Here is a 24,537-nt window from a genome sequence, read left to right as displayed (position 1 = left end):
TATTGCAGACAAAAGATTTTTTGAGATCTAAGAAATTATACCTGCTTTTTTTTGTGGCACTGCATACTTTGCTTTGCTCTCAGTCTGAAATTTCACCTTACCCGGTCGCGAATTTTTCTTTTAATAATAAAAGCAACAGAGATAATTTAGGGGGCATTGAAGCTAAGTTAGTAGGAGTGAGATATACGGAAGATAGATTTGGCAATCCAAATAGCGCCATTTATTTATACGGAAACGAAAATAGTTACATTAATCTGGGTAAGAACAAATTACTGAAGCCAAGGGTTGGAAGTATTTCTTTATGGGTAAATCTTATAAGTAAAGTATCGTCGGGCGCAGGGAGTAAGATAAACCCCATTATCCTTACAAAATATACCACATGCGATGATTTTTACGAGTCCTATAGTATTTATTATAACTACGAAACCGGTATTCTGTCGGTAAACTGTGCAAAAGATTCTTTAAAACAGATGGTTATAACCAGTAAACATGAAATGCCGATTCAGGAATGGCATCATACAGTTTTAACGTTCGATGATACATTTATTGCTTTTTATCTGGACGGGGAGCTCCAGGGAAAGCTGGTGAAAAATTTCGGGAACATTTACCTGGAGTCCGATTCAGTTCTGATGGGTGTTACGGCTAATAAAAGAAACAGTCGCTTCCTCATGGGAAGTTTAGATGATGTGGAATTCTATGATAAGGTGCTTACTGATGAGGAAGTGCAAGTCTTGTACGATGCACCAAATCCTAATTCAAACAGAGTCATTTTAAAAGGAGCGTTAATAGTAAATGCTGTACTGGCACTACTTATGCTCTTTTATTTTTTTATTAGATACAGGCTTCGTAAAAAACAGAAAAAAGAAAAAGAAAGACTTGAATTAATGAATAAATTGCTCGAAATGGAACTGCGCGTGAACAGGGCTTTAATGAATCCTCATTTTGTTTATAATTCATTGTATTCGATCCAAAGTCTCATTTTAAATGAGGAAATTGAACAAGCTAATGTTTATCTCGTGAAATTTTCACGCCTGCTCCGCAAAACGTTAGAAAGTAATTTATCAGACACTATTTCACTTGAATCTGAGATCGAGCTTCTCAAACAATTTATCGAAATAGAGAATTTGAAATTTGAAGGCCAAATACAAAGTTCTGTAAAAACCGAAGGCTTTTCGTCCTTGGTAGATTGTCATATTCCAATACTTATGGTACAACCTTTTGTTGAAAATGCCATCTGGCATGGACTTAAAAATAAACAGGGGGATAAACAAATTACTATTTTATTTAAATCCATTAACGAAAAATATGTAGAGTGTACAATTGATGACAATGGCACAGGCCGCAGGAAAAAAAACTACCAACTGGAAGGGAATAAATCTCTTGCTATTGATTTTATCAGGGCGCGTCTAGTACTTGTAAATAAAATTTATTCTCTCGATTGTAATCTCACCATCATTGACAAACCTGAAAATTCTGGAACGACAATAAAAATAAAAATACCTCTTTTTGGGAACGAAAAATTTCTAAAGTCCGATCTTGTTAAGTAGCTCTTGTTTATAGGCTCTGGAAACAGGAATGGATGCTTTATTTTTAAGGATCAGGTAGCCACCATCACCTTTTATGTATTGATCGATTTCATCTAGATTAACCGTGTAAGCAGCATGAACTCTACAAAAAATAGTACCGCTGAATTTTTCGGCCAGGTCCTTTAGTGTTTTGGAAATTAAAATTTTTTCACCCGTTTTTAAAAATACTTTAGTGTAGTTTGAATCAGACTCGAGGTAAATAATCTCGCCGGGCGCTACCAGCGTTAACCCTTTACCGGTAGGAAGTGATATTTTTTTAGCTGGATTCTTAATACTTTTAAAAAAAGTCTCTAATTGTTCATTAGTTCTCTTATCGTTTTCCTTGATCCTTAAATGCGCATGTTGCACAGCTTGTATAAGTTCTTCTGTGTCAATAGGTTTTAAGAGGTAATCAATAGCCTGTATTTTAAAGGCCTTTAAAGCATAATTATCATACGCTGTGGTAAAGATCACTTTGTAATTGAGATGATTGGTAGCATCTATTACATCAAAGCCGGTATCCGGAGATATTTCTATATCTAAAAAAACAAGGTCAGGCTTAAGATCCAAAATACTTTTTATTCCCTCTGGCGCTGAATGTTTTATAGCCAGCAGGTTAACGTGTCCGCAATGCTTAGTGAGTAGTGTCTGCAGGGTGTTAGCACCAATTTTTTCATCATCAATAATTATCGCGTTCATACTTACTTACTACTCATCTTACAGTAAAAAAAATATACCAGTTGTTATCGAAAACTTTATAAAATTAAAGGAAATAATCCGCAGTCTCAATAAAATTTAATGTGAATTACTCATTAGATCCTGTGAACTAATCATTTCACTGATACACTTCGGCTTACCTGCATTAATTTCGTGCAACAAACCCACTAATATTAATTTAAAATGAAAACAAAACCAATTTTTCTAGCCGCTGCTATAGTTTTTAACAGCTTGTTGTACGCCCAAATACCAACTGCCGGTCTTATTGGCAGATGGGAGTTTTCAGGCAATGCCAACGATCTTTCTTCAAGCGGGAATGATGGCACTGTATTCGGTGCAACTTTAGTATCTGACCGTTGTAATAATGCCAATAGCGCTTATTACTTTAACGGGATCACTGATTACATTAAAATGCTAGCTCCGGGTCCACAGGGCAATAGTTCACGGTCTGTGGCTTTCTGGGCTAAAACAAATAATAACGGTACCATGGCGCTATTTACTTATGGTTCGGGTGGTATTGCCGAAGCTTTTCAGGCACAATATAATTATGGATGTGCGGGGTTAGGCCTTGATATTGCCGTACAGCAAATAACCAAGGGTAATTCCTGTATTACTGACAATAACTGGCATCACATTGCTCTCGTTTATGACGGTTCAGGAAATCAGCAATTAAACAGCGTAGATTTTTACGTGGATGCTCTGTTAGTTTCTTCGCAAGCCTGTGGCGTTGGAAACGGCACCCAGATTCTAAATACCGGTGGTCAAACCCCTATTGTGATCGGTAACGATAGTAACTTCCCAAATCCTATCCGCTGGTTCGAGGGAAGTTTGGATGATTATTATCTTTATGACAGAGTTTTAACACCGCAGGAAATATATCAACTTTTCACTGCATGCACTATTCCATTAACAGGAGAAATTGAGCCATGTGCAGGAAGCGAATATACCTATTCCGTACCTCCAATAACAGGCGCAACATTTAACTGGACTTTACCGGTAGGCTGGACAGGAAATTCTTCTACCAATGTAATTACAGTGACAACAGGATATGGTTTAGGCCCACAGTTAATAACTGTATCCATTCTTACTTCATGTGGTAATATTTTACCAATAGCCAGTCAAATGGTTTATGTAAGAAGGTGTGGAAAAAATATGTCTGAAGATGAAACTATTGATATGTCGATTACAGGCATAGAATCACGAAGTAATAAGGACTTAAATCTCACTATATATCCTAATCCTGCGCATGATTTTGTAAGTATTAAATCAGGAAGCAAAGCCTTGTCAGTAGTTAGTATTACCAGTGTGACAGGGCAGATAATTCTGGATGAGAAATTTAGTGGCGAAACGCAGGTAAATGTCAGCAATCTGAAATCAGGAGTATATTTTGTAACGGTAAAAATGGATAATGGCCAGAAGAAAACGGCAAAGTTGATCAAAGAATAAGTTTGATCTTCATTGAAACACTAAATTGATTTTGTTTATTTCAAAATACTTACGACTAAAAGAATTGTTAACACCAAAATCATATTTGCCCAAAAAATCAGGAGCTAGAAGTCTTTCTCTGTAAAGACTTCTAGCCAAATGATCCGTAATTCTCATTGGGTGTAAGAACTCCTTTAATAAATCCGCTTAAAATTAATGTAAACAAACTTACGGTTCTAAGTCTTTGAGTTGGATACGGTGTAGGCCATGTTGGGAATTTACCGGGTAGATTCAGTCAGCTACTCATTTTCAATCAGATTTTATCAGTGCGCAGTAACTTTAAGGCCATACCGCTAATCTGGTTTAAATGAAATCACTTACAAATAATAGTCTCAATCACTTTTAGAAAACTCTTGTTTAGTCAGATACTTAATGCGGGGCTCATTGCAAAATGGTAGTATGCAAACAGTAGAACACATAGGTTCGGATGCGGTTTCTGCGGATTTCCCGGCCAAAAGGTCACCAGAAAATAGTATAACTAATTAAAGAATAAGTCTGATCTTATTCAAATTCAAAAAAACTAATTAAATTTTAAATGACTATCTTAAGGATAGATCTTAACCTCCGATGATACTTTCGTAGTAAGGTTCATTTCCATGCATTTAAACTCATGGTAAAGACGATATGAGCTTAATACTGTAATGTACTCACGCGTGTACGTCAACTCATTATTTTTAAACGAAATTACCGGATTTCTATAAATCTGGTTGGGACAATTTTTTAAAAGCGTGTCTACCTTTAAAGAACTTATGTTGCAGCGAAAAATACCATACGAGTTGGACCAGAAAAAATTCTCATCCGTCTTATCAAGAGTAAGATTATTAAAATTGAAGTGTGTTCCATTGCTGTACATCGGGCCACTTAAAAGTATCCTCTCATCGCCGAGGTTTGTAAAGTCTCTGATTTTTACATTGGCTGCATTGTTTTTATTTTCTACCAGCAACGTTTTAAAACTATTTCTGAAGCTGGTAAAATAAGGCAGATCCATGTCGAACACGCCGGCCTGGTTTCCCAAAACATCTATTCTTATCATCGATGAATTAAATGCTGCAAAAGCTTCCTGGAAATAATAAATATAACTTCCGCTATTATCCCATTTCGGATTTTTACCATGTTGATAGGTAGTTAACTGGTACACGCTGTCCGAATTATTCTTTACCACAAAAATATTATTATCCACATCACTAAAAGTAATCCATCCGTTTTTGTTTACATCCGGCAAATAACTTCCCAGCGTACATATGTATTTAGATTGCTTTGTAGGCACGGTGTAAAAGAAGAGTTTGTTATAGCCCGATTCATCTCCGTTAATTACGTAAATAATTCTATCCGGATTTACGGGATCAAATAAAAAAGAGGTTACTGTCTTTGCTTTATTTTCGGTGGAGTCATACCAGCCAAAAGGTTTTGGAGGTTCAGGCAGGTCCTTGCAATCAGATTCTGGCTGAGGTTCGGGGTTGGGGTTTGTTGAACCCGTTGTGGTTGTCAGAGTAGAACCTGTTTCCTCTTCAAGGGGTTTATCCTTTTTTTTACAGGCACTAACTGTTAAAGCTGCAATTAAAATTATTAGGTGTATGGGTCTCACGAAAAAATATATAAACTTAAAGGTATTAAAAATTGGGTGGTTTTAGGGCTTTGCCTGTTACAGTTATTAAGACGCTGTTTTTTATAACGCTATTACTTCTCCCAAAGCGTTTTTACAAACACGGCATTCGAAAAATCTTCACCATTAATTTTTACATTTCCCACAAAACCTCCTAACAAACCCAGACTTTTGCAATTGCTGTCCATTACTTCAGAAGTCATGTCGTTACCGCAGCCATCCTGACCAAACACAAAAACTTCCTTTCCCTGGAAAGTATATTCTTTCACACTTAGCCCTTTCTCACAGGGATTTTTTTTAAAGTTCTCTACAGCTTTTTGCACGCAGGCAGGAATGTCAGACTTTTTTTCAGCAGTTTTATGGCTGTGACAACTTACCAAAATTAAAAGGCAAAGAGAAAATAGATACTTCATAGAAAGCAAATGTAATTAATTATATGTTCCGGCTGCCCAGTTCCTCGCAGGATTTATCCATTCGGAAATGGGGCGATAAAGGAATCCATGTTTTAATCCTGTGTTAATTTGAATTTCTTTATAATGCGTAATGCCGGATGATTTCGTTCTGTAAGCCTGGCAAGATCCTGCCAGGTCGCTTTTTTCATAAATGGATAAGATGTTTCCGTAGAAGTAAAGATCCGTTTCAGTTTCATTGTTGTAACAAGCAGCCATAAAAACATAGTTCACTGCTTTGTTTTTTACAAAGGCAGAAACATACATGGCAATTAAAGCACCTTTGGAGGCGCCAATAACCGTTATCTTAGAAGGAGGGATGCCCATCTTTATAAGACTGTCTATTTCCCTTTTTATCTTCTGAGCATAAACTCTTAAATCTGTGTCCTTTGCTCTTACTTCGCTTATTACCCTGGTAGAATTTTTTTTCAAAGAATCCAGGATGTCATAGTAGCGGTACTCACCATAACCGTTAACCTTGTCAACCGCTTCGGGACCTTGATTCTCCACAATTTTTCCATGTAAATAAAATATGTAATTCTGCGAACTTCCAGAAAAGGGAATTATTAAAAGGCAGAAAAGCACGATTCTGTTTTTCATGATTGGCATTGAATTTAAGTACACCGAATGTAAAAAAATCAGCGTGCTATTACAATTTTTTTACTTTGTAGTTTTCCATTTTGCAGGATGCACAGCGTGTAGAAACCTTCAGACAGTTTACTAACATCCAGCCTTTCCGTCTCTGAAAACGTCTTGCTTAGCACCAGGTCACCCAAAGCATTAAATAAACGAAGCTGCCCTTCTTCATAGCGAACAGTGGTAACATGAAGGAAGTCTGATGCTGGATTTGGACTTACAACCAAGGTGTTTTGCTCATCCAGGTTTTCTCTTTTAATACCTGTTGTAATTTCTGATAAAAACCAGGTGTTAGGACCGTAATCAGTACCACCACTTGACGATCTCTGATCGGAGTATAATAAAGGATGTGAAATTTTCTCAGAGTAGTAGTAGTGTATTGTAGTGTTTAAGGTGTAACCGTCAGACGTTCCGTTTACTGTTTGCGATTCGCTTAAAGTTCCTGTTATTCTAAGTACGTCTGTATAGGTGGCTGTTGGAAGTATTAGCGTTCCGGTACCAACTGCCTGTATGTTTTTGATGGCTGTCATTTTTAAAGTATCTAAACCACTAAGCGATGTAGTTACTAGTGTTTCAGTATGAATGCTGCCATACGAGAAGGGCAGAGGAAGTAATACAGATTGATTAGTTACAGACACTGTTGTAGAATTCGCTAATAAAATTCCATCATCACTCACCTCGAGAAATTTTTCAGAATTTCCTTGCAGGCAGACAAGATTGGCAAGAGGATACAAGCTCGACGAGGGAATGGAAGCAGCATCTGCATAGCTTACTTTTGTCGAACCCTGAAGATAATAGACCTGCGAAAAATTCCAAACCTGGTTTTTGCCGTTTGTATGTAGCACAGGAGAAGAAGTTTTAATGCTGAAAATTTCACCAATCTTTGGACAAGTAGAAGTGCAGGTAAGGGTTTGCGAGTAACTTTTTACCCCGGCTAACAAAAGAACCGTGTGAAAAAGAATTTGGGTGTTCATTTTCATAAATAGAATTTAGATAAAGATAAAAATTTTACCTGAATCTTTTCATCTTACACATGTAACAATTGAATTAGCACAGAGAAAATGGGAGTGGTAGCACGTTGTTAACGCATCTAAAAAAACTTAGTGCTTCAATGGCGAAACTTAAAATTTTGGAGACTGTTTTTTTATCTGAATCAACAGCAATAGTCTATCAACGCTCAAAAATTAATTCTTATCAAAATGCTCTGGTCTCTTTTTTGAATAATTTCCTCTTAATATATAGCCAAAATTAACACGGATGTAAAAAACCGGCTTACTGGCTTTTTCATTGTTTGTTTTAATAAGTACTTTGGAATTGGCGTCATAGGTAATACTGTTATTCTTTGTGAAAACCTTGCCGGCGTTTGCGCTTAAGTCGAGATAAAAGCGATCGCTGTAAAATTTTTTAAGACCTAAGCCAAATCCGGCTTGGTTAAAAACACCTTTTGTTTTATCCGATAAAAATGGGGTTTCCCATTCGTTATACCCTTCGGCAACACCCTCCGCCCATGATCGGTAGGATCCAATCTTATCATAAGCATTCAAATAAAAATCGCATGTTTTTAAAGCAAGAAGTCTGTATTTGTAATCCACGTAAAGGTAGTTTCGCTTTTCGTAGGTTTCGTACTGAGCTACATCATTTTCATCGTCCGATTCGAACCGCCAGTAAAAAAAGGAAAGGTCAAGGCCGAAGCTATGTCCGCCTTTAAAAGACAATTCAGTTCCAAGTGTTGCAGTAGAAAAATAGGCGTCTTCGATCACAAAAAAACTTATGGCTTTTCCCCGTAGTGCTAGAGAAAATTTGTCTTGTCTGTTTTCGGGTTTAGTAGTAGTGCGGGGATAGCGAAGGGGCGGATCAACAATCTGAGCGAATGAAAATTTGCTTATTAAAATCAGCGCAAGAATCAGAATAAATGCAGAAGACGTTTTTTTCATTTGCCTAGGGTTTGTAATTCAAATGTAGAAAAACAAGACTCTCTCCCAACTCAAGCCTGCGCTTTTTGATAAATGTCAAAAAGGAAGAAAATTGGTAGTCTTATAATTTTTATTTTTTCGCTGATTTATAACGGTAGGTGTAGAGCCTTTCTTCCTGTAGTTTCTCAACAGGATCACTTTGTTTTTCCGCCATGTAAACAGGCTGTAAATCATAAATTTTTTCTCGTAAAGAGCTTACTTTATTATCGGTGTATGAAAACCATTGTTGAACTTTTTTATAGATACAGCCTTTACTACGGCCTGTTACGCTCATTAAGCGTGAGCTTTCGTTATCATAACAGTAAAGCATTTCTCCTGAACTTCCCATCATATCGTACCCACCCACATAACGCACAATTTTTCCTTCCGGGTTATAAAAAATACTGTCGGTGTAATAGTGTCGAATGTTTGTGTAATCTGCTGGAGCGTAATAACCGTTTACCTGCTCAATACCAAATGTTCCATAAGTGTATAGCACCATATTGTCAATGTTATTCGAGTCAAGCTTAGCCTTAAATACAGTGCTCTGTGATGTGATTGCCTGATTTAAAAGGTAATTATAGCTGTTGATTTCGTTGCTATTAAATTTGCGTGGCGAACCCGAATAATTTATCATCATTGCCTCGCGGTGCTGCTCATCGTAATACCACTCTCGCTGCCACTGATTTGTGCAGGCTGTCTTCGTACCATAAAATTCTCTATAGGTTATCTTCTGGATCTTTCCAAAGGAAGTATAGTCAAGATCTACGCGTTCCAACAATTTTCCTACTGAATCATCACTGTCTTTTGAATAGATAAAAATACTCTCAACACGGCCATCCTTATCAACCTGCCAGACCTGATCGTCGTATGAGTCGTAGCCATGTGAATCGTTGCTGCAAACATAGTCATGACGGTAGCTGGTCATTCTATAGCTGTTTTTTTCTTCGGGAAACCATGACATACTTCCGGTGGGAAGTCGAAGTAGCTCATAAAGATCGCTACTGCCTATCCAGCCATGATGATTGCAGAAAATAAATTGAAAACTAAAATCAAGAGATCTGTTACAAATCGAAAAAGTTTTATCCTCCTTCATATCTCCCCAGCGAGGGGAGTGGAAGTCCAGATGAGAGAAAAAGGTGTCTCCACAGAGAACCCTGTCAACATAATCAAAATTACTCATAAAAACGGGTTGCAATGGATCAATCTTGAACCTGGGATGTAAATTGGCAACTACCTGCCCATCTGAGTTTTGCTGCATCCAAACCATTTGCTGCGCCAAAATTATATTATGACAAAAAAACAAAATACACAACAAGAAAAAGCCTGTATAACCTTGTCCATTGCATCGGAAGCGTAGCAACAGATACAAAGATCCCAAATATTTTAGTGGTAGAGTCATGGTGGGATACTGTCAGGAATGTTTTCGGGGCATTTCCCGGTAACGCTGGCTTTTTTAAATGTACGGATGTTTTGCGAACTGGCACAGCAGCTTCTGATTTTTATTGGGATTCACTACCGCCGATGCTAATCCGTGTAGCTATCGGGATTGAAGTTAAAATATTTTAAGCAAAAGCAAAACTATAGCTTACGCTGAACTTGTCGAGGCGTCGCGCTGAAGGCACCAAATTATAATTGGTTTTGCATACGGCAAATGTCCTGTGGACATTTGAGCGGAGCCTGTGCAAAAGCAAGCTGTCTCTTGTCCGCGGTGGCGCCACGTTTACTGTTACCCGTCTTGTGGCGATTGAAGAGACGTCAGCCTTTAAAACAATGATGTTTATCTTCGTCGACAAGTTTTAAAAAGTCGGTAAGTTTTTTAACCGTAGGCTTGGGATCGTACGAATACCATTTCAAGTCAGAACGTAACCAAAAAACTTTCCAGATATTTTTTTTCTGAACGAAAGTTGTCTTGGCATAACCAGACCGTTGAATGACGCTAGGGTCCCGCCAATTAGGTCGAATTTCCTGGAGAATAACACTCTGTCCGTCGATTTCATAGCCAAAGTCAAGTTTATTTCTAATTTCTTGTGCAGGTCTAATTTTGGATATATAATTTTCCATCGTCTCAATGATGTCAACTGATTTTGTTATGTCCAGGGCCATGAGAAATTTTATTTGAACGTTTTTATTTGAACGGAAGTCCGACCGCCACTTGCAGGTAACCTTTAGACTTGTAATCTAAAGATTTTGAATTTAAATTTAATGATATTAATCAAATTAACCGAAGACAGGGCGACCAATGCGCTAACAAGGTTCACGGCCTATAGTCCGATTGCGGACCCTGTCTTCTGGTTATGAAAGCCTCAAATAGATATTAAGGCAGTGCGGCCTATTATTAAGGTTTCGAGACGTATCATAACCGTGGTTAATTTAAACATAAATTAAATCTATGAAAAAAACAGACCAAATTCAAGACTGTTATGTCGGAATCGACGTTTCAAAACTAACGCTGGATGTCAGTGTTATTACAGCAACTGGATACCAAGATTATCACCAGTTTGAGAATAATAATTCAGGATTTAAAACCCTGTTTAAATGGCTTAAAGACAAGAATTTTTTCACAGTGGAACGCTGTTTGTTTTGTCTGGAGCATACAGGATTATATACGCGGCAGTTAATATCAGAGTTATTACAAAAGCAATGCAAGGTTTGGATGGAGTCGGCTCTTCACTTAAAAAGAAGTATGGGAATGACCAGGGGTAAAACCGACAAAGTCGATTCATACAGAATTGCCCGCTATGCAATGACTAACAATGACAGGGCCGTTTTAGTTAAATTGAGCGGTACAACACTTCAAAAGCTTAAAGATCTGTTGAGTAATCGCGAAAGACTTTCAAAAGCTTACCAATCCATCCGTATTTCAATTCAGGAATTAAAACTTGTAGATTTAAGTATGGGTAAAGAACTTGAAAAATTAAATTCAACTGCCCTTAAAGGTTTACTGACATGCAAGAAAAAAGTTGAGGGCAGAATGGAGGAATTAATAAATCAGGATGAAGAATTAAAAAGATTGTACAGTCTTATTTCCTCTGTTAAGTGTGTGGGTAAAGTATTGGCGACAGAATTGTTAATCTATACGAATGCCTTTACAAGAATGGAAAATGTAAGGCAGTTAGCTTGTTACTGCGGAGTAGCGCCGTTTGAACATTCCTCCGGAACAAGTGTGCGCGGTAGAACCGGCACGTCTAACTTTGCAAATATGCACCTTAAATCCACGTTGCACATGGCTGCGATATCGGCATTAAGATACGTCCCAGACATTAAACAATATTATGAAAGAAAAGTAACGGAAGGAAAACACAAAATGACGGTAATTAACTCCATTCGAAATAAACTAATAAAACGCGTTATGGCTGTTGTAAAAAGAGGAACTCCTTATCAGGAAAACTATTCCAAAATTAATTTGGAATTATCATAGATATCGGACCGCAAGCTGGCGTTCGTGCCGGCGTCCGCATTTTTATAAAAGTACAAATGTCCGCCGATATATTAAAATAAAAAGATGCCCGGCATAACGCTACGCTTGCTGTTATGTTTAGTGCGCCCTACACAGTATGTCCGGATGTCCACGAGAAACTGTTCCGAAAATTTGTTTTGAAACGATGTCGAACGGAATACTTGTCTAGGGGATTTTAAAATGCACTGGTTTATTTTTTTGCGAGCGATAGGAAAGCGCTTTGGAAAAGCGCCCGTCCTAATAGGGGTTTAGGCTGTTGGAGATTTTACAAGTTTATTTGGCGCACAAAAAATTATTTGCCAGTAAAAGAAAACGCCAAATGTACTTGTAAAATGCGGGCTGGCTTTCACACAGGTCAACGAGTAATGGGTAACGGGTTTAGGTCGATACACCCAGGTCAACGGTTATTGGTAATTTTGAGTTGTGTTACCATTGCGTTGTTATAGAAGTTATTTTCAAGTCTGGTCCAAATGTGATCTTTAGATTATGCATACCAAGATAAGTGGAGTCTGTTAAGTCGGGGTATCGATCCGATATTTGCTTGAAGTCGTGAAAATCAAGTTTTCCCTTTATAATTTGCGAAAGTTCTTTTAAATCTGATTCTGTTCCATCATCGCTGTCGCGCAAGTAGGTTAACGTGACGGCTTGGTCAACTATTTGATAAACAAGAAAAGTTGTCGTGGATATAAATATGACCATAAGAATCCAGAAACTCAATTTCCATTTATTTTTCATATTTTATTTTTTAGAAATTTTCTTACGCATTATACACAGGTCAACGAGTATGGTTGACGGGTTTAGGTCGATACACCCAGGTCAGCGGGTAATGGTTGATTTATTTTGCGAGTTTTAGATGTCCGCAAACTTCATTGAGAACTTCACAAGGGTCTATGTGAATTGCTTTAGCGATTAGATATAATTCGTCAGCTTGTAATTTTGTAGTTTCATTTAAAGTCAACTGACTTAAACGGGAAGTACTGATTCCTGTTCTCCGGGAAACCTCCGCTTTATTGATTGATTTTTTAGCCAAAAATAAACCGAGTTTTGTCATAATTGTCCTGATTATCAGGATATAAATATCGACTTATTAGTCTTTTGTTGAGAAATTCTACATACATATTTGGAATTTAAGTAGAATATAAATAATATTGTCCCGAATATCTACATAATACTATTTACTTTCCAAATATTTAAATCTATGAAAAATAACAAAAAACTTATTCTTTCTTTAATTAAAGACGACTTAATTAATTCCAAACTCAATATTGGTCTTGACAAACTCGGTCTGCAGCCGGAACTTTATTTGCTTGGATTAAGCGATACAGTTTTTATATTGCTTGGCATTAAAGATAATGAGCGGGGAGAAGCTCTGTTTGAGCACTATCTTGAACTGCGCCAAAAAGTGGAAAGAGTTGATCTTATAAAATCTTATGAAAAGCTCGAAGGATTGGCTTTGGAGATATATGACGACTTGATAGAAAGGAAAAAACAGTTGAAGGATTAGATTTTCGTACCTTAGCTGTAAGACAAGAAAGTATGAGTGAATATATTCTAGATTCAAAACAACTAGTCACTGAGAGTGACGTTGAAATGAAAGTGATTTTGCCCCTTGTTACTAATCCGGAACCATTAGGTTTAGGTTTTAATAATACTCAAATTCAAACAAAGCAAAGTTTAAGAAAATTATTAATAGGAAAGGGAGATAAAGCACAGTTATATTACCCAGATTTTGTCTTGAATATAAGGGGCGTTCCAGTAGTCGTGATAGAGGCAAAAAAACCTAAGGAAGACTTACAGGAGGCTTTTAGACAAGCTAGCTTATACGCTGGAGAAATTAATAGGTTATTTCCTTCTAAACAAAACCCATGCGAGTTAGTCTTAGCGTGTGATGGAATCCGACTTCTTGCAGGCACTTGGGATTCCGACAAACCTGAGTTCGAAATTGAAGTTAAAAATTGGATAGCAACGGAGATTCATTTTTCCTCATTTATATCCTGTTTTACTCAAAGCAAACTAAATAAATTCGCAAGTGATTTTCGCAAGTCAATTAGAACAGATGTCGCATTTAAGAATCCACTAAATCTATTAGGTGGAAAGCATATTCAGAATCAAAATACCAGAAATACATTCGGTGAATCTATTTCAATTCAATACAGACATCTATTTAATCCAAATGAAGAGACTGAGCGGAGAGATATAGTTAAAAATGCTTATGTGCATGTATCAAAGCATGAGTCACACGTGCAGCCCATAGATAAATTAATCCGCAAAAAAGTTAAACCTCTTAATGAAACGTCTGTAGAGATTGAGGACCAAGTTAAACCTCGCGAAATTTTAAAAAAACTTGAAAATGCTCAAAATTATAATAACCAAGTTTTATTATTAATTGGAAGCGTGGGTTCTGGGAAATCAACTTTTCTAACATATTTACGTGAAGTAGCGTTGGATGCTAGTATTACCGCCCGTACTTTTTGGGTAAACCTGAATTTAAATGATGCTCCCGTGACGGCAAGCGAAATTTATCGCTGGATAAAACAAAATTTAATTAAGCAAATAAAATCAGCTATCAAAGCCGATTACGATAGTCTTGAATTTATTGAGCAATTATACGAGCAAGAAATAGCATCTGTAAAAAAAGGAGCATTAAAATTACTAGATCCTGAAAGCGAAAAATACAAAAGTCTTCTAGTTGAAAGAATTTTGGAATTTCAAGCTGATATTGATCTCACTCTAAACTGTTTTATAAGAAAAGTTGTTCATGATGCCGGTAAGGAACTAATTATTGTTTTAGATAACTGCGATAAAAGAAATTTAGAGGAGCAGCTTTTGATGTTCGAAGTTGCCAATTGGATTAAGGATAACATTAAAGCCATTGTTTTCTTGCCAATTCGTGATACAACCTTTGACCACTATAGAAATGAGAAACCGCTTGACACAGTTATTAAAGATTTAATTTTCCGTATTAATCCTCCTTCACTTGAAAAGGTAATTTACAGTAGAATAAAATATGCAAACCGTCTAGCTGAGAAATCACCTGAAAAATTTTATACACTTTCTAATGGTTTTAAAGTTAGTTACCCATCTTCGGATGAACTTCATTATTTGAAAAGCATTCTTACTTCCCTATTTCAAAGTAATTTTTTTAAGAGATTAATTTCTGGTCTGGCTGGAAGGGATATAAGAAGGGGAATTGAAATATTTTTAGATTTTTGCAAAAGCGGCCATATTACGGATAAGGAAATACTAAAAATGAAGCAAACTAAAGGAGAATTCCGCATTCCAAATCATATTATAAGTCGCGTTTTTTTACGGGGTAATTTGGTATATTATTCTGACGCTAATTCACGCGTTAAAAACTTGTTTCATTCAGACCCTTCTGATGATTTACCGGATCCGTTTGTTAGATTAGCAATACTTAAATTATTAAATGACCTGAAAAACTCTAAAGGATCAGGGGGAATTTTAGGTTTTCATAAAACATCTTTTATTCTACAGACTTTGAGTTCACATGGCCACGCAGACTATAGAATCGAAGAAGAACTTTTATTTTTGATCCGAAATACTCTGATATTAAGCGAATCCCAAGACACAACTAAAGTAAATCTTGACGATTTGGTATCTATTTCAACCTCAGGAATAATTCATTTGGATTTATTAAAGAATATAGATTATTTGTCAAGTTGTTCAGAAAACGTTTGGTACAAAACAGTTTCAGTTGCTGAGGAAATTGGAAATAACATGGCGGGTGTTGGTCATTTCTCACATTTAGCAATACAAAACAGCCTGCGCCATTCGGAATTACTCATTAAATATTTGGACACATACTTTCAGGATCATTTTGCTTTCAACTACGATATAATTGCTGACAAGGATAATAGTGTACCGATGAATTTTGGCGCTGCAATTAAAGAATTGGAAGACTTTGGATCAAATTTTATAAGTAAAGAGCACTTGGAACTAGAGAAAGGTAGCGAGCATAAAATGAAAATAGTAAATATTCAATCGTACGGTGTATTCGTTGAAATTCCTGGCTCTCCAGTAGCGGGTTATATTCACAGTAGTAAATTACCAGCTGATTTTGATGATGTTTATAAACTCGGTGATGAAATAACTGGAATTATTAAAGCTTTTAAGGCTGAACATAAAAAGTACGACGTTATTATAAAAAAGAGTTGAACATTTCATTAAATCTGGAATTTAGCTTATTTGCTTTTTGCCTGTCTCTTGCAAAAACAAATGTACTAAATTAGCGATAGCTGTTCCTACGGCTTCCGAAGGAGCCGAAAAAAGCGTCAGCAAGCAACAAAATAAACACACCGAGATTTTACAGTTAACGAACCAAAGTCCAAAACCTGTCCTTGGTTGTCGTAGCGAAAATTAATTAAAGAACGTCCGAAACGAGGTCAATTGTCAGGGAGAATGCTAATGTACTTGTCAAGCCGTGATGAAGAAATAATTGTCAGCCGAGATGCTATTGTTCTTGTCAAGCCGAAATGTTAATTCGTCCACCGGGCGCATTGAACATAACGTATTGCATGCATGCCTTCGTGCCGGCTTCCGCAATGTTATAAATGTACGGATGTCCGCTGAGATTTTAAAATAAAAAGAACCCGGCATGAGGCATTTGCATGCTGTTAGTACCTTGTTGCCGCCACACAGTTTAACTTCTGGTCACGCGTCCGCCGATAAATTTTTAGAAGTGTCAACCCAATTTTTTACGTCCGAACTTTTAATTTTTTGTGCGATAGGTATGCAATTTGGAAAATTGCCCGTTCTAATGTCCACACAGGCGGGGAGGAAATTTTGCAAGCTTATTTGGCGCCACAAAAATATTTTCCTTGGATAGAAGCGCCAAATGTGCTTGTGAAATGTGCTGCTGAAATGTTGAGAAAAATGAAATTTAATTTTAAGAAAACTATATTTTGTAGCAAGACAAGGTTATGATCATGGCTACCTTTATTTAAAAAACTGATAACATGAATAAAATTAACACAGAAGACTTTCAGCTGGGAAAGGAAAAATACAAATCCAAACGCAATTCGGATTACATACTTAATTGGATTGAGGGTTTAAAAAAAGAAGCAGGCGTAGTTAAATTCACTGATGGTGATATAAGAAAAGATTTTTATAATTTTTTATATGATATAGGATACTGCTACTATATGGGAAATTTAGCTTTCGAAATATCTGATATGGGTCGTATGGGGAAAGTTCACTTTGATCATGAAATGTCAAACCTTGAACCTCATATTCTAAAATTGTATGAACTAACTGAAAAAGAGGCGTTGATTAAAACATATTTAAATTCGTTAAATCGAAATTTATTTATTGGTGCTTGGTCGACATTTGAACTTTGTGTAACGCTATTGTGTGATGCTGTCGCTTCACCTGATGAAAAAGAAAAATTATTAAGCTCTTCTTGTAAGGATATTATAAACAAATTTAAACGATCAGCTCTCAATGAAATTGACTTAGGTGCTTTTAAAGAAAGTTCAATCGACATTCATTTAACGCACGTTCCGATCACACGTAAGACGGACTTATTATTTAAGAAGGCCGAAAAATATCCAAAAGACAGGGTGAAAGAGGATAAAGAGTTTTTGCTGTTCTTTGGGCGTTTTAGAAATACAATGCATACGAATTATATTTACTTCGCTAAAAAAAACACAAAGTCTTTAACTTATTCCTTTTATAATGGAACTTACACTTTTGAAAATCAAAAAATTGTAGGATATAACAATTTGAATGTTCCTGCAAGTGAATTATTTCTGAGTAAATTAGATTTGCTAAAAGAAATCTGGAGTTTTTTAATTTCAAATATAGAGCATTCAAATTTCATTCCTTACCCAGACGATAGGCAAAATTAACGCATGAAAATATTGAATTAAGAATCACTATAAAACTTGTGGTTCAAGTTCAATTTCTTTTCCTGAAAATATCATTTTAACTTTATTGTTATTACTGTTTTCGAGAATAAAGCTGACTTTTCCGCAAATTAACTCTTCTGTATATATATTATTTTTGGGATATAGTCTTTTTCTTCTAATGTTGAAGGTCTTCGCAGTTGATCGATCTACTTCTCCATACTTATAATTAAAATACGTAACATTTACAAGTCCGGTTTCTTTATTATTAAAATCGCATAAAAAGTGAAACATAAATACAAGCAAATTATTGTCAGACATTTTTACCGTGATTAGTAGGCCGCTTGAGGCTTTATTCGTATCAATCACAGCGAGGTCTGTGTTATAATAAATGTTTTTGAAGCCACTATAATATATTGGTCCATCTTTACAATATGTAGCCATATTTGATATCATGTACTCTAGTCGATTATCTTTCGTTTCAAATATTGTACTAACAGATTTATATTTCGCCTTTGGATTAAACTTAGGTTTCTTAAGTTTTGCATTGTCTTGCTTTCCTAATAACTCTTCTGGAGAAGGCAGCCGCTGGGACTTACATTCCATAACACAAAGTATGATAACGAATATAAATTTGTACATATGAATTGAGTTTATAATGTAATATAACTAACTTAAATCAACTAATTTAGCTAATGAAATTTCCAAAGCATTCGCAACTTCAAGCAAAGTATAGAGCGTTGGATTCACCTTCCCATTCTCAAGTTTTTCAATAGCTTGTCTGTCTTTACTACAAGCTCTCGCCAGATCGGCTTGACTCCAACCTTTTTGTTCCCGGAATTCGATGATCCGTTGTCCGATTTTCTTTTTGAGTTTATCGCGTGTCACTAAAACAAATGTCAGCTAATTTGTTGACAAGTTTGTCATATTAAAAGTTGACAAATGAAATTCTCATGTTATATTTGTCATACAGTTATATGACGATGATTAATTTCAGAAAACTCAAAATTCACACAAAATACCGTACACGAAAGTATGATGAAACTAAAATTCCTGAAATCCGTCTCGAAGGCAAATGGCTGGAAGCACTGGGCTTTAAGCAAGGTCAGACTGTCAAGATTAAACAGCAAAAAAATAAATTAACTATTACAGTTGTCAACGAACAAAAACCTGTCCGCCATGCTGCCGCAGGCTTGCGCCTTTGACTAAGCGGAGCGAGACGCGCAAACACGCTTGCCCGTCGGCAAGCAACCAATTTGTTTTGCGCGTAGGCATTGCAGCTTATTTGTTTGGCTTTACTAAATGTCCTCCGATGCCAAACAAATGTGCTGCAATTGCGATAGCCAATTTGCCCCGCGTCACGGGGCAGAAAGAAGCGTAGGAAAAAAATTAAAATTGTCCTGGGAAAATTTGTTTAATGTTCGGATGTCCGCCCAAAAGCTGTCGACCGGAATGCCAGAAGTTTTTGAAAACGAAAACTCTGTTGTCTGCCGTAAAATTGTCATTGGAGATGTCCGCGGCAATTGGTACTAACGGATGGCACGCTGGCGTCCGTTTTTGCTAAGTCCAAGTTATGCATTTAGGCGCTAATGCGCAAAAATGGCGCTACGCGTGCTGTTAGTACCCAGTTGCCGCCACACAGTTTAACTTCTGGTCATGTGTCCGCCGCTAAATTTTAAGATGTCAAACCATTTTTTTCCGTCCGAACTTTTTATTTTTTTTGTGCGATAGGAATGCAATTTAAAAAATTGCTCGTTCTAATGTCCACACAGGCGGGAAGGAAATTTTACAAGCTTATTTGGCGCCACTAAAAATATTTGCCTTTGAAAGACGCGGCAAATGTGCTTGTAAAATGTGCTGTGGATTATAAAAAAATCAGGACATGCGATCTAATAGAGACTGGAATTGAGTAAAAATAGCTATTGTTAACTGGAGATATTTGTAAAATCAAAAATTAAGTGTTTCAATACTCCAATGTCAGAATGGTTAGATTCGTAATAGGTTTTTATTAGCTTATTCGATTTCAAAATTAATGTTTCCGTATTTCTTTTGTCTTTTTTTAATAATGAGTTAATACCGTTTATCGCGTCATTGGTTTGGCCTTCCAGAAGATATCCGATCAAACTACCATTTTCGTATTTTTTGGAGACGAAGTTGTTAATTCCTGTATCAATATATCTACGTTTTAATCCTGAATCGTTTTGTTTCAGATTTTTAGCTTCAAAGAAATATTCAAACTCATAAGTTGATACAAACGAAGTCAGTCTAAAATCTATCCTTGGAAATTTATCAGAAAACCCTTTCTCTTTCGGAATGTTTTTAGGAATATCAGCTTCTACATTGGTTGAAACTTTCCACTTCAGTCTTTGTGGATTTTTTTTTATATGCTGGTGTAATTCGGAAGAAATATCGTTTTCATTCCAGTCTAGTTTTATAACTTTCTCTACTATTGAAGTTTGATACGCATCAACTATTAGCTGACAACATTTATGCTCAAAAGCATTCCTGAATTTTTCGTAAATAGTAGTATTCAATGCCATCCTTAATTCCTGTTTAAGATTTCTAGAATTAATTCTGAAGCATCTTCCAATGCCATTGACTTCGACCAAAATCTACGCTGATTCGGTCGAATAATATAAATGTCGTTTTCTGTTTTATAATTTAGTTTTTTTCTAAAATAGATATTACTTGATTTTTCCTCCCATAAATGTTGATCTATTTTTTTTAGCTCATCTTCAACAAACTCATTTGAAGTAATAATTTCTTTTTGTTTTTTATCAAAAGAAAGTTTTATAATGATCAAGGGTGAAAGTCTGCTAATGTTATAAACTGTAGGATTTGCAAATAAATCCTGGCCATTAAGGAAATCATTGAGTTCAGAACTAATGATTTTTCCGTATTCTTGCGTTTGCTGTTGGAGTAAAGGATATAGAGCAGTTGATTTTTCTTGTTTGTGAAATAGTTCAATATTGTCCAGCAAATGTTGCACAATAAACTTTTCATTTTGTAGCAAACAGTTTAAGATTATGTCGTTTATTTGATTTTCTATTGACTTGTTGATTGTCTGAAATTCTTTATTATAAAGATCCTCATCAAACAGTTTGATAATGTGTTTTTTCTGTTTTTCATCCAGTTGTTCCAATAAAAAAGGAACTTCAAATAATTCCTTATGTTTAACTACATCTCTTTCGATTCCCCAACTAGATGTCATTAAGAACGAATAATACCGGATGAAATCAGAATTCAAATAAACCGTCAATAATTTTAACAGATTTGTATCGCCTTTTTTTGAGTAAATACCAACTATACCTTTTGAATAAGCACTTTTATAATCAACAAAAGAAGCTAACAAAGTCAACTTGCCATTATCAACTTTAATGCCTTCGTTTAGTAATATATGTGGGTTTTGATACGCTTCAAGTTTACCTAATCTATGGAATTTATCTATGTTTATTCTTTGGGTAGGTTTCGGAGTATAATATTTTAATATATTATTAGGAGTGTGAATTGGTAATTTTTTGATTTCTAAATTTTCAATATTTCTAGGATTACCCAGTTGATAACCTACACCATAATCAATATTTTCGTTTTTTAAAAAGCTATTAATTGAAGTGAATTCTTTATTCAGCCTTTGTATTAAATCCCAATCATTCATTCCCCCCCACATTGCAATTTTCCAGATATTGGTATCAGGCTTCTCACATTCATTTCTAGGCAGAAATTTTAAATCTGAAAAGTCAATACTTAATCCATCAATTATATTGGATTTAATAAATGTTTTTGGAGCATAGTATGCAATTTTATCTTTTGGATTTTTTGGTTGTTCTTTTTGATAGAATAGAATACTTATCGGACCTGTCGCATCGCCAAATAATTGTCCTCCAAAATTTTTCTTTGCATTCCGAAGAATGGAAAAGTTATATATTTTATCTACATAACATTCTTGAAACAGCCACTTCCTAAAATTTTGATATGTTCCACCTGTGTTCGTCAAAACTTTAGTATTAAAGATCAAAGCTATCTCGCCATTTGGTGCAAAATTTGTCGCTTTGTGAAGAAATGGTAGAACCATTTCTTTGGCAAAACCATATTTCTCACAATATTTAATGACTGATTTTGATAAATCAGTTGTTCCAAATGGCGGATTACCAACTACCAAATTGAATTCAATATTTTCAATTTCTATATTTTGCAGAATGGTATCTCTACAAAATAGATTTTTGCCTTGTGCTTTTAATGATTTATCATTAGGATTATTGATAAGATTAGGCAAACGATGTTTTTTCTTTTGCCATAAATTTTTAGGATCTAATTTATCAACTAATGCCAAGTATAAGCTAAATGCCGCTACTTTTATAGCTTGAGGGTGTAGTTCAATACCGAAAATATTATCAGTTAATAATTTATTTAACCTATCAAAATCCGTTAGCTTCTCCTTGTGCTGGTTTTCATAACGTTTTACCAAACGGTTGAAACTTTCAACTAAAAAAATTCCAGAACCACAACTTGGGTCTAATACTTTTATATTATAGTTTTTTTCATTTTTTCTAATCGGTAACTTCTCATTTAATATAAATTCTACCAGTGCAGGAGGCGTATAATATGTTCCTGTTTTTTTCTTTAAATCAGGATCGGTTTTGAATAAAAAGTTTTCGTAAATTTCACTTAACAACTCAATTTGTATAATACTGAAATCAAACAATCTCCATTCTTCAAACAATTTTGATTGAGGTGTGTTATCATTACCACTTATGAAACATTTTTTTATTAGTTGAAGTTGTTCTGCAGATATTTTTTCTCCCTTTTCTAAAGTAAAAACGTTCCCATTAAAATCTTCTTCCAAGCGGTCGAATAACAGGTATGTAGACTTCGTATCGTCTAAAATATCAAAATAAGATTTTGTCCCTTTTTTAATTTGAGAGTACAATTTATGGTCCGTAGCTCCTCTATCTTCAAGATACAATAAGAAAAGGGAACGAAGAATGATTTTATGAATAAAATCAACTTTTAGACCTTCCTGTTCTAGTTGTTGGGCAGTGTTAACTAAGCTTTCTACTAAGTATTTATCAACTCTACGTTGTAAATTTATTTTATCTCTAATAAATTGAGCTTCTTCTAATGTCCAAATAACTCCGGAATCAATGGCTATTCTTGAAAAAAGTTTATTGAGTTCTTCAAGTTGTTTTTTGTCTGAAAAAGAATAACTTTCTATTTCGATGCTTTGAAGTTCTTTTTGATAATCAAAATTCTCTTGGGTTTTAATAAGAGGTTTTTCAGAACAATTATATATACGAATTTCTATTTCGGAATAAACATATAAGAATAGTACTTTTTTATAATTCCATATTTTTCTGTGGGTATCAGCTATTACTTGCAATGTTTCCACGTCAAAACTTTTTACCTTTTTTAAAAATACGGCAGGAAAACTATTTCCGTTTTCATCTGTGTTAAAATAAACCGAATCAACTCCAAATTCACGAACATGATCAAATACAATAGACTCGCTTTCTAAGAGTTTTTTACTCTTAGAATTTATAGATTTAGCTCTGTCTAATCCAATTAATTCTATAACCTCTTGTCCTGTCATTACTAATTTGCCCGTCTATAAAATCCTTAGTCTAAATACTTCAATTTCACACAACTAAATTACGATAAAATGTAGTTGACGTTTGCTATATTTTATAGCATTCAAAATTCACTCTTTTATTTTTTTGTTGGAACCAATAATTCTCTCACATCTACATCTAAAACAAATGCTATTTCAAATAGAGTTTCCATTGTTGGTTGCATTTGATTTGTACACCACTTGGAAACAGTTGTTCTGTTTTTATCCAATTGTTCAGCAAGCCAATTGTTCGTTTTTCCTTGTTCCGCTAAAACAGCCTTAATTCTATTACTAGCTCTTTTTTTCTTCATAAAGAAGTTTTATACATTAATTATTCTGCAAAATAAGCATAATCTAAAAATTCTATTTTACTCATTTTCAGTCTATAAAGCATATTTTAATGCTTAATTATATGAATATATTGCTTATAAAGCATAAAATGAATATTTTTAAGCGGAATTCAACATCGATATTAAATAATTCAACGTCAATGATACAATTTAGAAAACTTAAAATCCTTACAAAATACCGTACCAGAAAATACGATGAAACCAAAATTCCTGAAATCCGTCTCGAAGGCAAATGGCTTGAAAGTCTTGGCTTTAAAAGAGGTCAGACCATTAAGATTAAACAACAAAAAAATAAATTAACCATCACCATCGTCAACGAACAAAAACCTGTCAGCCATGCTGCCGCAGGCTTGCGCCTTTGACTGGCCGGAGGGGATGCACGGCAAAAGTCCGGTGGACTTTTGAGCGAGCTTGTGTCAAGCCGCTTGCCCGTCGGCAAGAAACCAATTTGTCTGAGCGTGGGCATTGCAGCTTATTTGTTTGGCTTTACCATATGTCCTCCGAGGCCAAACAAATGTGCTGCAATAGCGATAGCCAATATGTGCCGCGTCCCGGCACACGGCAAATGCCTTGCGGGCATTTGAGCGAGCTTGTGTGTTAGAGCGTCGAAAAAAAATTAAAATTGTCCCGGGAAAAATTTGTTTAATGTCCGGATGTCCGCCCGGAAGCTGTCGACCGGAATGCCAGAAGTTTTTGAAAACGAAAGTTCTTTTGTCCGCCGAAATTGTCTTTGGAAATGTCCACCGCGGCAATTGGTACTAACGGATTGCGACTAAGCGCCGGCGAAAACAGAATGCTTTCCGGTTTTTAAGAGCCTCCGATGTCTGAACGAATTTACAATAAACCGAGCA

The 24,537-nt window shown here is 35.6% G+C and carries 26 protein-coding genes; 10 read left to right on the top strand and 16 right to left on the bottom strand.

Annotated features, from left to right (window positions below; translation table 11 throughout):
* Nucleotides 1–2 precede the first annotated feature (2 nt).
* A complete protein-coding gene (locus tag CNR22_23985) occupies nt 3–1,547 on the top strand; it encodes a hypothetical protein (protein PBQ34704.1) in 1,545 nt (514 codons plus the stop codon).
* On the opposite strand, the gene CNR22_23980 is transcribed toward CNR22_23985, so the two are convergent.
* Nucleotides 1,524–2,264, bottom strand: a complete 741-nt coding sequence (locus CNR22_23980) for a DNA-binding response regulator (protein ID PBQ34703.1) — start codon at nt 2,262–2,264, stop codon at nt 1,524–1,526. The two genes, CNR22_23985 and CNR22_23980, sit on opposite strands and share 24 nt — an antisense overlap.
* Nucleotides 2,265–2,465: 201 nt before the next feature.
* On the opposite strand from CNR22_23980, the gene CNR22_23975 reads away from it, so the two are divergent.
* Nucleotides 2,466–3,728, top strand: coding sequence for a hypothetical protein (locus tag CNR22_23975; protein ID PBQ34702.1), 1,263 nt, complete (start codon nt 2,466–2,468; stop codon nt 3,726–3,728).
* Between the two features lie 583 nt (nt 3,729–4,311).
* Here CNR22_23975 and CNR22_23970 read toward each other — a convergent pair.
* The 7 genes from CNR22_23970 to CNR22_23940 all read right to left on the bottom strand — a co-directional run bounded on the left by CNR22_23970 (nt 4,312) and on the right by CNR22_23940 (nt 10,513).
* Nucleotides 4,312–5,352, bottom strand: coding sequence for a hypothetical protein (locus CNR22_23970; protein PBQ34701.1), 1,041 nt, complete (start codon nt 5,350–5,352; stop codon nt 4,312–4,314).
* Nucleotides 5,353–5,444: 92 nt separating this feature from the next.
* Nucleotides 5,445–5,783: a hypothetical protein gene (locus tag CNR22_23965; protein PBQ34700.1), complete on the bottom strand. Its 339-nt coding sequence runs from the start codon at nt 5,781–5,783 to the stop codon at nt 5,445–5,447.
* A 15-nt stretch (nt 5,784–5,798) separates the two neighbouring features.
* Nucleotides 5,799–6,419, bottom strand: a complete 621-nt coding sequence (locus CNR22_23960; GenBank protein PBQ34699.1) for an alpha/beta hydrolase — start codon at nt 6,417–6,419, stop codon at nt 5,799–5,801.
* Nucleotides 6,420–6,457: 38 nt separating this feature from the next.
* Nucleotides 6,458–7,435, bottom strand: coding sequence for a hypothetical protein (locus tag CNR22_23955; GenBank protein PBQ34698.1), 978 nt, complete (start codon nt 7,433–7,435; stop codon nt 6,458–6,460).
* 204 nt (nt 7,436–7,639) lie between these two features.
* Entirely contained in the window at nt 7,640–8,389 is a 750-nt protein-coding gene (locus CNR22_23950) for a hypothetical protein (protein PBQ34697.1), read from the bottom strand.
* Nucleotides 8,390–8,498: 109 nt separating this feature from the next.
* Entirely contained in the window at nt 8,499–9,677 is a 1,179-nt protein-coding gene (locus tag CNR22_23945; protein ID PBQ34696.1) for a hypothetical protein, read from the bottom strand.
* Nucleotides 9,678–10,165: 488 nt separating this feature from the next.
* Nucleotides 10,166–10,513 carry a hypothetical protein gene (locus CNR22_23940; GenBank protein PBQ34695.1) on the bottom strand — a complete coding sequence of 116 codons (348 nt, stop codon included), beginning with the start codon at nt 10,511–10,513 and terminating at the stop codon, nt 10,166–10,168.
* 286 nt (nt 10,514–10,799) lie between these two features.
* On the opposite strand from CNR22_23940, the gene CNR22_23935 reads away from it, so the two are divergent.
* Nucleotides 10,800–11,828, top strand: coding sequence for an IS110 family transposase (locus tag CNR22_23935; GenBank protein ID PBQ34694.1), 1,029 nt, complete (start codon nt 10,800–10,802; stop codon nt 11,826–11,828).
* A 465-nt stretch (nt 11,829–12,293) separates the two neighbouring features.
* Here the strand turns inward: CNR22_23935 and CNR22_23930 are convergent, their stop codons facing one another.
* Nucleotides 12,294–12,602 carry a hypothetical protein gene (locus tag CNR22_23930; GenBank protein PBQ34693.1) on the bottom strand — a complete coding sequence of 103 codons (309 nt, stop codon included), beginning with the start codon at nt 12,600–12,602 and terminating at the stop codon, nt 12,294–12,296.
* A gap of 100 nt (nt 12,603–12,702) precedes the next feature.
* Nucleotides 12,703–12,918 carry a DNA-binding protein gene (locus tag CNR22_23925; GenBank protein PBQ34692.1) on the bottom strand — a complete coding sequence of 72 codons (216 nt, stop codon included), beginning with the start codon at nt 12,916–12,918 and terminating at the stop codon, nt 12,703–12,705.
* Nucleotides 12,919–13,065: 147 nt separating this feature from the next.
* On the opposite strand from CNR22_23925, the gene CNR22_23920 reads away from it, so the two are divergent.
* The 4 genes from CNR22_23920 (at nt 13,066) to CNR22_23905 (ending at nt 17,734) form a co-directional block, all read left to right on the top strand.
* Nucleotides 13,066–13,371 carry a hypothetical protein gene (locus CNR22_23920; protein PBQ34691.1) on the top strand — a complete coding sequence of 102 codons (306 nt, stop codon included), beginning with the start codon at nt 13,066–13,068 and terminating at the stop codon, nt 13,369–13,371.
* Nucleotides 13,372–13,403: 32 nt separating this feature from the next.
* Nucleotides 13,404–16,043, top strand: coding sequence for an RNA-binding protein (locus CNR22_23915; protein PBQ34690.1), 2,640 nt, complete (start codon nt 13,404–13,406; stop codon nt 16,041–16,043).
* A gap of 561 nt (nt 16,044–16,604) precedes the next feature.
* Complete coding sequence (locus CNR22_23910; protein PBQ34689.1) at nt 16,605–16,811, top strand: hypothetical protein; 207 nt, start codon at nt 16,605–16,607, stop codon at nt 16,809–16,811.
* A gap of 32 nt (nt 16,812–16,843) precedes the next feature.
* A complete protein-coding gene (locus CNR22_23905) occupies nt 16,844–17,734 on the top strand; it encodes a hypothetical protein (GenBank protein ID PBQ34688.1) in 891 nt (296 codons plus the stop codon).
* A gap of 27 nt (nt 17,735–17,761) precedes the next feature.
* Here CNR22_23905 and CNR22_23900 read toward each other — a convergent pair whose 3' ends face one another.
* Both CNR22_23900 and CNR22_23895 read right to left on the bottom strand, forming a co-directional pair.
* Nucleotides 17,762–18,337, bottom strand: coding sequence for a hypothetical protein (locus CNR22_23900; protein ID PBQ34687.1), 576 nt, complete (start codon nt 18,335–18,337; stop codon nt 17,762–17,764).
* 63 nt (nt 18,338–18,400) lie between these two features.
* Nucleotides 18,401–18,619 carry a transcriptional regulator gene (locus CNR22_23895; GenBank protein ID PBQ34686.1) on the bottom strand — a complete coding sequence of 73 codons (219 nt, stop codon included), beginning with the start codon at nt 18,617–18,619 and terminating at the stop codon, nt 18,401–18,403.
* A gap of 95 nt (nt 18,620–18,714) precedes the next feature.
* On the opposite strand from CNR22_23895, the gene CNR22_23890 reads away from it, so the two are divergent.
* Entirely contained in the window at nt 18,715–18,936 is a 222-nt protein-coding gene (locus CNR22_23890) for a hypothetical protein (GenBank protein ID PBQ34685.1), read from the top strand.
* Nucleotides 18,937–19,033: 97 nt separating this feature from the next.
* The gene (locus CNR22_23885) at nt 19,034–19,264 is read left to right on the top strand and encodes a hypothetical protein (GenBank protein ID PBQ34684.1); all 231 of its coding nucleotides are present in this window, start codon (nt 19,034–19,036) and stop codon (nt 19,262–19,264) included.
* 392 nt (nt 19,265–19,656) lie between these two features.
* Here CNR22_23885 and CNR22_23880 read toward each other — a convergent pair whose 3' ends face one another.
* The 3 genes from CNR22_23880 to CNR22_23870 form a co-directional block, all read right to left on the bottom strand.
* On the bottom strand, nt 19,657–20,271 hold the full coding sequence (locus tag CNR22_23880) for a hypothetical protein (protein PBQ34683.1): 615 nt from the start codon (nt 20,269–20,271) through the stop codon (nt 19,657–19,659).
* A 2-nt stretch (nt 20,272–20,273) separates the two neighbouring features.
* Entirely contained in the window at nt 20,274–23,318 is a 3,045-nt protein-coding gene (locus tag CNR22_23875; protein ID PBQ34682.1) for an endonuclease, read from the bottom strand.
* Between the two features lie 116 nt (nt 23,319–23,434).
* Nucleotides 23,435–23,647 carry a transcriptional regulator gene (locus CNR22_23870; protein ID PBQ34681.1) on the bottom strand — a complete coding sequence of 71 codons (213 nt, stop codon included), beginning with the start codon at nt 23,645–23,647 and terminating at the stop codon, nt 23,435–23,437.
* 179 nt (nt 23,648–23,826) lie between these two features.
* Here CNR22_23870 and CNR22_23865 point away from each other — a divergent pair, with 179 nt between their 5' ends.
* Nucleotides 23,827–24,048, top strand: coding sequence for a hypothetical protein (locus tag CNR22_23865; protein PBQ34990.1), 222 nt, complete (start codon nt 23,827–23,829; stop codon nt 24,046–24,048).
* Nucleotides 24,049–24,102: 54 nt separating this feature from the next.
* On the opposite strand, the gene CNR22_23860 is transcribed toward CNR22_23865, so the two are convergent.
* Nucleotides 24,103–24,438, bottom strand: coding sequence for a hypothetical protein (locus CNR22_23860; GenBank protein ID PBQ34680.1), 336 nt, complete (start codon nt 24,436–24,438; stop codon nt 24,103–24,105).
* Nucleotides 24,439–24,537: the final 99 nt, after the last annotated feature.

It is taken from the genome of Sphingobacteriaceae bacterium (genome assembly GCA_002319075.1).
Taxonomy (GTDB): Bacteria; Bacteroidota; Bacteroidia; order B-17B0; family Aurantibacillaceae; genus Aurantibacillus.
This window is presented reverse-complemented; position numbering and strand designations above follow the sequence as displayed.

What these genes read in the sequence shown, in the direction of transcription:
- CNR22_23980 (PBQ34703.1), bottom strand. Translation starts at nt 2,264, where the DNA reads ATGAACGCGATAATTATTGATGATGAAAAAATTGGTGCTAACACCCTG.
- CNR22_23975 (PBQ34702.1), top strand. Translation starts at nt 2,466, where the DNA reads ATGAAAACAAAACCAATTTTTCTAGCCGCTGCTATAGTTTTTAACAGC.
- CNR22_23965 (PBQ34700.1), bottom strand. Translation starts at nt 5,783, where the DNA reads ATGAAGTATCTATTTTCTCTTTGCCTTTTAATTTTGGTAAGTTGTCAC.
- CNR22_23960 (PBQ34699.1), bottom strand. Translation starts at nt 6,419, where the DNA reads ATGAAAAACAGAATCGTGCTTTTCTGCCTTTTAATAATTCCCTTTTCT.
- CNR22_23955 (PBQ34698.1), bottom strand. Translation starts at nt 7,435, where the DNA reads ATGAAAATGAACACCCAAATTCTTTTTCACACGGTTCTTTTGTTAGCC.
- CNR22_23950 (PBQ34697.1), bottom strand. Translation starts at nt 8,389, where the DNA reads ATGAAAAAAACGTCTTCTGCATTTATTCTGATTCTTGCGCTGATTTTA.
- CNR22_23945 (PBQ34696.1), bottom strand. Translation starts at nt 9,677, where the DNA reads ATGGTTTGGATGCAGCAAAACTCAGATGGGCAGGTAGTTGCCAATTTA.
- CNR22_23940 (PBQ34695.1), bottom strand. Translation starts at nt 10,513, where the DNA reads ATGGCCCTGGACATAACAAAATCAGTTGACATCATTGAGACGATGGAA.
- CNR22_23935 (PBQ34694.1), top strand. Translation starts at nt 10,800, where the DNA reads ATGAAAAAAACAGACCAAATTCAAGACTGTTATGTCGGAATCGACGTT.
- CNR22_23930 (PBQ34693.1), bottom strand. Translation starts at nt 12,602, where the DNA reads ATGAAAAATAAATGGAAATTGAGTTTCTGGATTCTTATGGTCATATTT.
- CNR22_23925 (PBQ34692.1), bottom strand. Translation starts at nt 12,918, where the DNA reads ATGACAAAACTCGGTTTATTTTTGGCTAAAAAATCAATCAATAAAGCG.
- CNR22_23920 (PBQ34691.1), top strand. Translation starts at nt 13,066, where the DNA reads ATGAAAAATAACAAAAAACTTATTCTTTCTTTAATTAAAGACGACTTA.
- CNR22_23915 (PBQ34690.1), top strand. Translation starts at nt 13,404, where the DNA reads ATGAGTGAATATATTCTAGATTCAAAACAACTAGTCACTGAGAGTGAC.
- CNR22_23905 (PBQ34688.1), top strand. Translation starts at nt 16,844, where the DNA reads ATGAATAAAATTAACACAGAAGACTTTCAGCTGGGAAAGGAAAAATAC.
- CNR22_23900 (PBQ34687.1), bottom strand. Translation starts at nt 18,337, where the DNA reads ATGGAATGTAAGTCCCAGCGGCTGCCTTCTCCAGAAGAGTTATTAGGA.
- CNR22_23890 (PBQ34685.1), top strand. Translation starts at nt 18,715, where the DNA reads ATGATTAATTTCAGAAAACTCAAAATTCACACAAAATACCGTACACGA.
- CNR22_23885 (PBQ34684.1), top strand. Translation starts at nt 19,034, where the DNA reads ATGTCCTCCGATGCCAAACAAATGTGCTGCAATTGCGATAGCCAATTT.
- CNR22_23880 (PBQ34683.1), bottom strand. Translation starts at nt 20,271, where the DNA reads ATGGCATTGAATACTACTATTTACGAAAAATTCAGGAATGCTTTTGAG.
- CNR22_23875 (PBQ34682.1), bottom strand. Translation starts at nt 23,318, where the DNA reads ATGACAGGACAAGAGGTTATAGAATTAATTGGATTAGACAGAGCTAAA.
- CNR22_23870 (PBQ34681.1), bottom strand. Translation starts at nt 23,647, where the DNA reads ATGAAGAAAAAAAGAGCTAGTAATAGAATTAAGGCTGTTTTAGCGGAA.
- CNR22_23865 (PBQ34990.1), top strand. Translation starts at nt 23,827, where the DNA reads ATGATACAATTTAGAAAACTTAAAATCCTTACAAAATACCGTACCAGA.